Source organism: Micromonospora zhanjiangensis, from assembly GCF_042650605.1.
Classification (GTDB): domain Bacteria; phylum Actinomycetota; class Actinomycetes; order Mycobacteriales; family Micromonosporaceae; genus Micromonospora_J; species Micromonospora_J zhanjiangensis.
Genome location: NZ_JBHSBN010000065.1, coordinates 1 through 9,891, shown reverse-complemented (window position 1 = coordinate 9,891; position 9,891 = coordinate 1). Strand labels below are relative to the sequence as shown.

The 9,891-nt window shown below is 67.8% G+C and carries 6 protein-coding genes and 1 pseudogene; 2 read left to right on the top strand and 5 right to left on the bottom strand.

The genetic code is table 11. The features are described 5' to 3' along the window. The first annotated feature begins 147 nt into the window (after window positions 1–147). Together ACFOX0_RS33520 and ACFOX0_RS33515 are read left to right on the top strand one after the other, a co-directional pair. On the top strand, window positions 148–756 hold the full coding sequence (locus ACFOX0_RS33520) for a hypothetical protein (RefSeq protein ID WP_377553610.1): 609 nt from the start codon (window positions 148–150) through the stop codon (window positions 754–756). 154 nt (window positions 757–910) lie between these two features. Beyond that, complete coding sequence (locus ACFOX0_RS33515) at window positions 911–1,108, top strand: hypothetical protein (protein ID WP_377553608.1); 198 nt, start codon at window positions 911–913, stop codon at window positions 1,106–1,108. A gap of 727 nt (window positions 1,109–1,835) precedes the next feature. Here ACFOX0_RS33515 and ACFOX0_RS33510 read toward each other — a convergent pair. The 5 genes and pseudogenes from ACFOX0_RS33510 to ACFOX0_RS33490 form a co-directional block, all read right to left on the bottom strand. Then, window positions 1,836–4,931 carry a helicase-related protein gene (locus tag ACFOX0_RS33510; RefSeq protein ID WP_377553606.1) on the bottom strand — a complete coding sequence of 1,032 codons (3,096 nt, stop codon included), beginning with the start codon at window positions 4,929–4,931 and terminating at the stop codon, window positions 1,836–1,838. Further along, entirely contained in the window at window positions 4,928–6,679 is a 1,752-nt protein-coding gene (locus ACFOX0_RS33505) for a phospholipase D family protein (RefSeq protein WP_377553604.1), read from the bottom strand. Before ACFOX0_RS33505 ends, ACFOX0_RS33510 begins: the two co-directional genes overlap by 4 nt. Next, a complete protein-coding gene (locus ACFOX0_RS33500; RefSeq protein WP_377553602.1) occupies window positions 6,666–7,895 on the bottom strand; it encodes a DUF6361 family protein in 1,230 nt (409 codons plus the stop codon). The genes ACFOX0_RS33505 and ACFOX0_RS33500 overlap by 14 nt, the downstream gene beginning before the upstream one ends. A 13-nt stretch (window positions 7,896–7,908) precedes the next feature. After that, window positions 7,909–8,664, bottom strand: coding sequence for a DUF429 domain-containing protein (locus tag ACFOX0_RS33495; protein ID WP_377553600.1), 756 nt, complete (start codon window positions 8,662–8,664; stop codon window positions 7,909–7,911). 391 nt (window positions 8,665–9,055) lie between these two features. Then, a pseudogene (locus ACFOX0_RS33490) lies at window positions 9,056–9,764 on the bottom strand (IS30 family transposase); the annotation flags it as partial. Window positions 9,765–9,891 lie beyond the last annotated feature (127 nt).

Here is a 9,891-nt window from a genome sequence, read left to right as displayed (position 1 = left end):
CGCGAAGCCGTTCGTCTGGACCGCGACCCCCAGCGAGATCCTGACCAAGGTCCGCTGGGTCCACACCGAGGTCCGCAAACTCCTCACCAACAACGACAAGTAAACGATCTCAATTACGCGACACTAGACGTATGAAGGGTCTGGAAGATGGGCAATCTCAAGACCGAGAGTCTGAAGGCGTGCGGTGTCGCGTTGCGCGCGCACAACTTCACAAAGAGGCGTGGTGTGTTCCTGCAACCGGGCAGCAGTCCAGCGGTCACGGGTTGGCTTGGGTTGAACCTGGCGGCATGGGGTTTGCCTGCAAAGTTGCAGATCAATCCGGTCGTCGGCGTCCGACATGTGTCGGTGGAAAACGCACTCGTGGAACTTGCTGGGTGGCCTCCGCCAGTCGCCTCCGTATCGAGGCCGGTCGGCTATCTTCTGCCTCAGAAGACGTTTGCACAGTGGGATTTTCCGGCAGATGGTAATTTGACTGCCATAGCTGAGGATCTTGCGAATGCAGTCGCGACCTACGGTCAGTCGTTCATCGACAAGTGGTCTGACTGGGAGACGTTCGCGACGGAACTTGACTCGTCTGGATTGTTGGTGGACACCGAAAAGTTTATTGTTATGCCGATCGTTTTGGCTATCGGCGGCGATCGGCGGCGCGCGGAGTCGCTAATCCGTCAGGAATTGGATCGCATTGGTGATGCCTCGGACGTCTATTCAATCTCGTATCGCGAGTTTGCCAAGAAATTTGCCGCAACAGACTTCTAATGTCACGTGTCTGAAGTGGTTTGACGGTGTTGGTGGGCGACAATGAGGCATGTCGGTCCCTGCCCCTCTGGTACTTCGCCCCGGTGACGGGGCTCGTCTGCGGGAGCTGACGCGCTCGTCTACCGCGTCGGCGGGTCATGTTCAGCAGGCTCCGGTGGTGTTACTGGCCGCCGAGGGCCTGTCAAGTACGGAGATCGGCCGGCAGGTCGGGATGACGCCGTCCAAGCCGTCTGGTTCAACAGACCAGGTGCTGATCAGCGAGGGATTGACCAACATGCAGACCAACCACGACAACCACCTGCACGTCCGGTACTGCGAAACGGTCCACCCGAACAGCCTGTACGACTGCTGACCCCGTCTCCGTCAGGGCGCCCCGGGCCGGCCGCGGCGATCGACACCCGGCCGGCGGCCGGTCAATCAACGTCTTACGCCGGACGGGCGACGCCAGGGGATTGAGCCGCCCACGACACCGACGGCATCGACCCGCTGTGAGAATTAGGCGCCCGTCGCAGTCGTCGGCATAGCCGTAGACATGGGGACCGGCGGGTGGTGGGAGCAGATTGGGAGCAGCGGGTCGCTCCCAACGGCGCTGAACCGCGCTGGACGTGGCTGAGCTGCTCGTATCGTCTCGGCGTGACCTGGGGCTGCTGGTTTCTGGAGTGCTTGGTCGGCTGTGACCAGGGGTAATGGGCCGTGGTGAGCGCTTCCCCCTTGCGGAAGCGCTCACATAGTTCGGCTGACTGGGCAGTCAGGTGGCAGGACTCTGAATGGCCGCGCGCTCATCGGCTGCTCACCGTCAGACAAGGCTGGTGTCCGTCGTCCGGTGCCGGTAGCGTGCCGCTGTGCCGAGCCGCCTGTGGATCACTCTGAACGCCAGATTGCGTCCGTTGGATCGCGGTGGCCGTTACGTCGATCGGCTGCAGGCGGCCCTCGATGCCGGGGGCTCCTGGTAGCGCGGTCACCGGAGGTCGCAGAAGAGTTCAGCGCCGGCGAGGATGTCGCGTAGCTGGTGAAGCCGAGCTTGTGTGTCGTGAGCTGGCGCGCTGCGGTGAGGATGAGCTGCCAGGCCGGCTGGTCCGTCACTGTCGCTTCCCTTCAGCGACCGGTCGCAAATCCAGGATGTCGGGTATGCCCGCCGCGCCGGATTCTCGTTGTCGGAGCAGGCTGAGCAGGTCCTCCTGCCGCGGTTGGCCGAACGCCAGCCGGTACATCACCAGGTCCGACTTGAGCCGGTCGAGTTTCGCCTGGTCGCGGCTGAGCAGGTAGGGCAGGACGTGCCGCTCGATCTTCGCCGGCCCGGGGAACACCCAGTACGGCGCGAAGTCGCCCAGCTCCCCAGAAACCGCTCGTGCCGCGTCGTACAGGGCCTTCCACACGTCCGGCTCGGGGGAGCGCAGGGCCTGTGCACGATGTGCGGCGGCTATGTTGCGGCGCACGGCGTGCCCGCCGAAGCGGTGCACCCGGCCCTCACGCTGCTCGAAGTCGACTGGGTTGGCGGGGGTATTCCAGTGCACGACGGCGGAGCACCACTGGTGGAAGTCGATGCCTTCCTGGCCGGCGCTGGTGGTGGCGACGATAAACGGCCAGAACGGGCTGTTGAAGGCCCTACGTACGGTCTCCTTGCGGTTGACCTGGGACTGTTCCTCGCCGCGGCCGCCGTAGCGCAGCGCGAACCGGCCGGGCAGCTTGATCCGCTCGTTAGGGTGGCTTGGGTCGAAGGCTTCGTACGTCGACGGTCGGCTGGCGATCGCCTGCCGCGCCTCATCGGCGAGCCGGCAGAGTTCCTCGTCGTCGAGGCGGGCGTCGGCGGCACCGCTGCGCAGGGTATGCACGTGTTCGTCGAGGACGGCCTGCAGACCGCCGGCGGCGCAGTACCGCAGCACCGCCTGCCAGTAGACCGGGCCCATCGACAGGCTGTCGAGCAGCTGTGCGGATTCAGGCCGGTTGAACAGGGACCGCAGCCCGTTCGCCAGGACTGCCGCGGCGCGCCAGTGCCCTGCGGGTGTGACCGCATCGTCGGGGTCGATCAGCCGGGACAGTGCCCGCCAGGCGATGTTGCCCGGCCCGTGCAGGCCGATCTCCGCGACGCTGCCGAGCAGACCGTCGAGATGCTCTGCTGCCGGGTAACGGGCGTCGCTGGCAAGCTCGCGGGCTCGCTCCACGTGCCGGTCCAGGCCGGTAGCCGTTCCGTCATCTTCGGCGGAGGTACCCAGGGCGGCAGCGGCGTCGTCCAGGCCGGGGTCGGCGCCGGGCCACCGGAAGAGCAGTTCCCATGGCTCGGCCGGGCTCGCGACGGTGGCCGCAGTATCGGCAGATGTGCGGGCGCATAGCCGTTCCCGAACCTCCCGTTCGGCCACGTCGAGCGGTGCGGTCTCGTCCGGCCGTTGCCGGGCTAGAGCCAGCGGGTCGCACAGCGCGGCCAAGGCCGGATGGGGCCAGAACAGCGCCAGGACGCTCATCGCCGCCGGTCGGCCGTGTTCCATTCGGTAGTCGAGGTGTCGATGCCGTTCCCCAACGCGGCCGAGTCGCCGTTCGGCTTCGTAGCTGAGCAGCCCGGCCACGGCGGTGGGTGTCGCATTCCATGACGAGAACAGCAGCCGCTTGGTGATGCCGTCCCGCGCCGCGGTGGCGAACGGCTCGCCGAGCGCGTGGTAGGGCATGGACGGGGGCAGCCACAGCAGCCGCCACCAGCCCTGGTCGACGGTGTCGGCGGCGAGCTGCCGGAGCCTGCCGTTGCCGAGATCGACCGGTGCCCGTCGGTTAATCGCGTCGGCGTCGAGCAGCTGGGCGGAGGCCAGCAACGCGGACACCTCGGGGTGCGGCTGGCCGTCGAGCGCGGCGCGGACCTTGTCACCGAGCTGGTAGCCGTCGAGGAAGTTGAGGAAGTACGGGGCGGACTTCCAATACTCCACGGTCATCGGTGCGCCGACGACGTGTGCGATCTTGCGCATCGCGACGTAGCTGCGGACGTCGCGCGCGTCGAGGTTGTCCGCCACGGTGAGGTGCTCCCGCAGCATGCCGTCCTGCACCAGCGCAGGCCGTTCCGTGCGGCACATGACCCGCAGCAGCAGGTCGCGCAGCCAGACGCGGAGGTCACCACAGGGCTCGCCGCGCACCAGCGCTTCCCGGTACGCCTCGAACGCCTTCGTCACGTCGGCGTGCCAGGACTCGTCGTCGCTGAGGAACCTCAGCACCTGCCGGAAGTCGCGGTAGTGGTCCTCGCCGGCGGTGGTTTCCTCGGCGAAGGTGAACGGCTTGTACGGGGTGGCCGACAGCAGCAGCACCCGGGCGGCCCGGTAGTCGAACAGGTGTCGGGCGAGTTCGGCGCCCTCACCGCCCTGGGGGTCGAGCAGCTCCCGGAACCGTTGGAATTCGTCCAGGATGATCAGGTCGGGTTCGAGAACCTCGACGCCGGCGGTCGCGAGCGTGGTCCTGAGGGCGCCGGTGAGCGTGCGGGCGTTCTCGCGTAGCGCGTCGGGGAGGGCGGGGCGGCGGCCGATGCCGTCGAGCAGCGCGTCGAACTCGCCGAGCAGACCGCGTTGACGGGCACGGCGCAGGAACTCGCGGGTAATGGTGCGGTCGAGCTTCCCACCGAGTTGTTCCCGTAGCCGGTCGCAGTGCCACTTGAACCGTTCGGGCTTGCCGACGGTCGCCTGTAAAGCCCGCTGCGCTGCTCTGGTCCGCCAACCGTTCCATGAGCCGGCCTGTTCGAGGATGAGGAACAGTAGTGCTCGCTCCTCGGCCGTACCGGTGCGCCACCCCTGGTCGAACGAGGTGCCCGGGGTGAACGCCACCAGGTTGATCGGCTTTCCGGCGGTGGCGGTCGCGGCGTTGAGCTGATGGGCGTGCTTGGCGAGCAGGGTGAGCCGGCTGGACAGCGTGACGGTTTCGTCGGGGGTGACCCGGAGCCGGGCGATATTCTGCCGGGCGACGTCCTGGTTGGAGCAGACGTAGATGACGTCGACCCGGTCCACGCTGTCGTCGTCCTGCAATCGCTGCAGGGTCTGCGCGATGACGCCACGCGCGACGACACTCTTGCCGAGCCCGGTTTCGTCGGCGACCAGGAACCGGCGGGTTCGATCGGTGCCGAAGTACCGGTCGATGACATGCGCGACGGTGGCGCGTTGGAAGTCTTTCAAGCCGGCCATGACCGGTCCGGCGTCGTACCGCTTCACGCGCGCACCGCCTCTGTCGTCGTCTTGCGTGCCGCTGTGATGACCCGCCACAGCTCGGGAAAGCCCGGTGGCAGCAGCCGGTTGCTGTCACCGCTGGCTTCGATGCGGGCCACCAGCCGGGCCAGGTCATCGAGCTGCTCCGGACGGTCGACGAGAGCGTTGAGCAGTAGCTCAAGGATTCCGGTCCCGCCGGCGCGCCAGGCACCCGATCCGCCGGCATCGTCCCCTACAGCGGCGGCAGCCTCGGTGCCGAGGCCGAGGATCAGCAGCAGAAACCGCAGGAATTTCTCCGGGGTGTCGATCTGCTGGGCGAGGACGTGATCGAGCCGATGCGCGGGGTCGCCGATCAGGGTGGCGAGGACGACGGTCTGCTCTCGGCCGGTGGTGTCCTCGGCGGTGATGACGATGAACGGGGTGATGTCGGCCAGCGCAAGCCCGGTGAACACAGCAGCCACCGGCTGTCCTGCGGCCAGCGGCACCGCCTCACCGCGACGGGTGTGCACCTGCGCGGTGATCCGCACGTCCGGCAGATCGGGCAGGTCCTCCTGGGAGGTGAGCTGGATGCCGTAGGTGTCGGCCTCAGTGGTGACGGTGGCCGACAGTGGGATGGCCGCGATGTCGCGGATCAGGTCCCGCAGCATGGTCGCCTCCGGCTCCGACTCGGTGGCATCGTGGCGGTCGTAGGGATCGAGGATCCCGCGTAAACCTGCTTCCGGCCCGAGGACGGCGTTGATGCCCCACTGGGCGCGGCTGCCGACCAGTTCCACCAAGAGTTCGACGTTCCCGCCGTACGCCGCCTCGGTGGCGTTCGCGGAGCCGAGCAGGACCCGTGCCTGGTGGCCCTTCTCCACCACGTATACCTTCGCGTGCAGCCCGTGCAGCACCTCCTGGCCCGACGGCGCCCCCTCGGCGGGCAGACCGGCCAAGGCGCTGACCACGAACGCCTCCGACCCCACCACCGTCTCCTCAGGTAGGCAGTCCAGCGTCTCCTGCCGGCTCACCAGGGCCAACTGACCGCTCGGCGCGCACCGGTCCAGCCCGCCCGGCGTGCAGAACGGCGAGATGACGAGGTGACGCGTGCCCTCGAAATGCGGCAGGCGAGCGCCGGGCACGCCCAGCGCGTGGAAGCTCATCTCCCGAGCTCTGTCGGGGAGTTCCCACTGGGCCCGGCGCAGGTCCTCGGCCAGCGCCTCGATCGCCGCCTGCCGGTCCGGCGGTAATGGCGCGACCGCCAGCCGCACCGCATGCCGCAAGAGACCAGACAGCGGCCGGTTGTCCGCCTTCGGTCGCACGCCGATAACACCGTCCAGGCGCAGGCACACGTCCCAGCTGCGATCCTTGGTCAGGTTCCGGCTGAGCACCAGCAGCCGCAGGGACGTCTCGCCGGTTGTCTCGTCGTGGAAGCGCAGCGCCCACACCTTCGGGTGGAACAGGTGCCCGGGCTTGGGCCGGCGTACCTGGTGCACCATGGGCTCGACGAACGCCAGCAGCGCGGACTGCGTCGGAGGGACGGTGATCTGCCCCGCTTGGCAGAACACGTCGATGCGGTCGGCGCAATGCCGCACGCCCTCCATCACCGTGATCGGGTCTGTCGACTCCCGCATACCGTGCGCGGCGAACGCCAGCGGGGCGACCAGCAGGCTTTCCAGGTCCAGGGTGAACGTCAACGCCACGGCCCGGGAGAGCCGCGCGCCCGCTGGTGGGCGCAGCGCGTCGAGCAGCAGGGCGCGGGAGTCAGGCGCGAGCACCGGCAGCCTCCGGCAGGTCGGCGGCGCAGCCGTCGTGAATGTCGGCGAGGATCCGGCGTACCTGCGGCCACCGGAACACCAGTTGCCGGCTGCCCGACGCGCCACTCCATGTGCGAAGCAGCTTGTCGTTGACCAACCGCGACTGGCCTTTCTTCACTAAGCGTTCCCGCTCGGCTACGAGAGCTCGCAAGCCTGCGTCGGTGGCCGCGTCACCGGCGGCTCCGCTGGTCACCGCGTCGAGCCACTGCTCGATGAACCGGCGCGCTGCTGCGTTCGTGGCGATTCGCGGGTTCTGCTGGATCAACCGGCTCCACATCCTCGACCGCTCCCAGCCCTTGAGGCCGGGCAAGACTGATATCCGATCACTCCACTTCCGCAGGGCGTCGCGGTACACGTCCGTCGGGTTCTCGTGCTCCGTCAGACCAGCTTGCTCGTACCGCTCGGCCACGAGCAGGTTGTACAGCAACGCCGCGCCATGCATCGCCAGCGAGAACCGCTGCGCGTCCCGGACCAGCGAACCGACCGGCTCCGGCGCGGCGAGCGCCGCCGGCTCCCACGGCGCTTGGCCGTCGGTAACCGGCCGAAGCTCGGGTTGGAGCAGGTACGCCAACAGCGTGTCCGGCGCTGCGGCAAGAAGCCTCTCCCGCAGCCAGCGGGCCTCCTGCGGATACAACCTCAGCCCGCCGTCGACCTCATTCGGGAAGTTCGCCGGTGCCCCTGGCAGCGTCGGCTGCCAGGCACTGCTCGACTGGTCGGCCAGCTCATCGGCCTCGAACAAACCGGACGCCACCCGTCGGCCCGGGGTGTCGTCGTCACCGGTGCGGATGCCGTACCGCAGGAGCGCCGCCGCGTAGATGGCCGACGGCAGGGTTCGCACACCGACGCCGGCCCGCCGGCCGATCACACCCTCGGTGTCGTCCCCGCGTAGCAGCGCAGCGATCACCTTCCGCTCGTTGCCGTCAACCTGCGCGGCGAGGCGCTCACCGCGCAGCCCACGCCGCTGCGCCTCCTGATAACACCACGGCACGATCAGCAGGTACCGCGCCCGGGTCTGCAGCACCGAGGTCCCGGGAAACAGCAGGTCACTGAACGCGTCGCGGACCTGGCCGACGCCCAACTCGTCCCGGCTCTCCGCGTCGCTGAACAACTTGAGCAGCTCACGCATCCGATTCTGGTCATCGCGGGAACTGTCCAGCCAACTCAATCCCGAGGCCATCAACACCCTCCGCTCATTCGTCCGCGCCATGGATCAGATCGCTGAGCGGACCGGTGGGCAGAGCGATCCAACCCTCGACACGTGCGACCGTCCGCTGCTCGTCGCTCGGCCGGACTGCCTTGCCGATCGCCGCGGCGCGGGCGTTCAAGGCCGCGATCACCGAGTCGAATGCATCATGGCTGCGCCGACACAGCCCGTCGAAGGCACCCAACTCCAGCCAAGCTGCGGCCTCCCGAAGCGCGGTCACCAACTCGGCGTGCTGCACGTGCTGTCCCCGGCTCTTGTAACCGCGGTACACCAGTCCCCAGCGGTACAGGGCCGCCGCCGGGTACACCTCCACGACGCTCCCACCGCCGCAACGGTCGACGTCGTGCCCGGCGGCTGCGAGCATTGCCAGCAGCCCTGCGCCACGGAAGGCAGCGTGCGCGATGCGATCCGCCGCCACACTCAGCGGGATGATCCCGGTCTCCTCGCGGACCACCTCATCGGTCAATCGATAGGCCAGGCGACGCCGCCACCGAGCGCCGTCGCTATCGGCAACAGCGACGTTGCCACCTCGGTGGGCCTGCACGAGCGCGACGAAGAGCTCCGGCCAGCCGAGCGGGCAGTCCAGCCCGACCTTGTCGACGTGCTCGCTGGCCGCGACTATGCGAGCGTCGCTGACGTCAACGACCAAGTCCCGCACGACCGCGCGGCCCGGCAGCCATTCGACCACGGCCATCGCCGTACGCTTGTCGACTGCTGCGAGGTCGACGCCGAGGGTCAGCACTGCACCACTCTAGGTGCCGTTCGCGCATCAGGAAATGGATCAACCGACGGTCGTAACTGACCTTCTGGGTGTATCCGGGATCCAATGTGCTGAGCCAGGGCTGGGTGCGGTGCCGCAGTATCGTCCAGAGCCCGACTCTTCGCGGCACGGCGATTCTTGTCAGTTAGTGGCGTAAGCGGCCGACTGCCCGAACCCGGAATCCTTCTCGCACTCAGGCGGCCCGCTCTCGACATGACTGGTCCCTAGCCGCACACCTCGGCGACCATGTTCCGCTCCGCCGGACGGCCGCACCGCTGTACACGGCACGCGGTGGGCGCAGCGCCGACTCGGCCCGATCATGTTCTGCTGGTGCAGCGCGCGCACGAACTTGCGGCTGCGAAATTGCCTGGGTTCAACCGGTCGTTGCAACATTGGCTGCTTGTAGCAACCGTAGCTGCTCGTCGAGGGTTTCGGCGGGTGTCTTCCAGTCGAGGACTTTGCGGGGTCTGCTGTTGGTGGCGGCCTGGACGGCGAGGAGGTCTTCGAGGTTCCAGCGGGACAGGTCTGTGCCCTTGGGGAAGCACTGGCGCAAGCAGGCCGTTGGTGTTCTCGTTCGTGCCGCGCTGCCACGGCGAGTGGGGGTCGGCGAAGTAGGCCGCCATACCAGTTTCGATCTTGAACTGGGCGTGTGCGGATAGCTCCTTGCCGCGGTCCCAGGTCAGCGACCGTAACAGCTCGGCCGGCATCGTCGTCATCGTCGTGGTGAGGGCGTCTTTCATCGCGATGGCGCCGTAGCCGCCGAGGGCGGGCCCGTTCTTGACGGGCGGGATGGTTCCATAGCTCTCAAGGCGGGGCAAGCGGACCAGGAGTGTGTAGCGGCTGCTGCGCTCCACGACGGTGCCGATCGCCGACCGGTTCAAACCGATGATCAGATCGCCCTCCCAGTGCCCAGGGACCGCACGATCGGCGGCCTCGGCGGGTCGTTCACTGAGCACGACATCGGCGGTGACGTGGCCCTGCGGCTTGTTCCGGGACCGTTGCCGGGGCTTGCGCAGTGCCCGGCCGGTGCGTAGGCAGGCGACCAGCTCACGCTTGAGGGCTCCGCGGCCTTGAATGTAGAGCCCTGTCTGTCAGGCTGAGATGAGGCAGCCGTTCCCGGAGCGTTAGGCTTGCCGGGAGACAGGAAGAGGATCATCGTGACACTACCCAGCACCCCGGGTGATCAGGGCGGACGACCGAAGCGGCGAT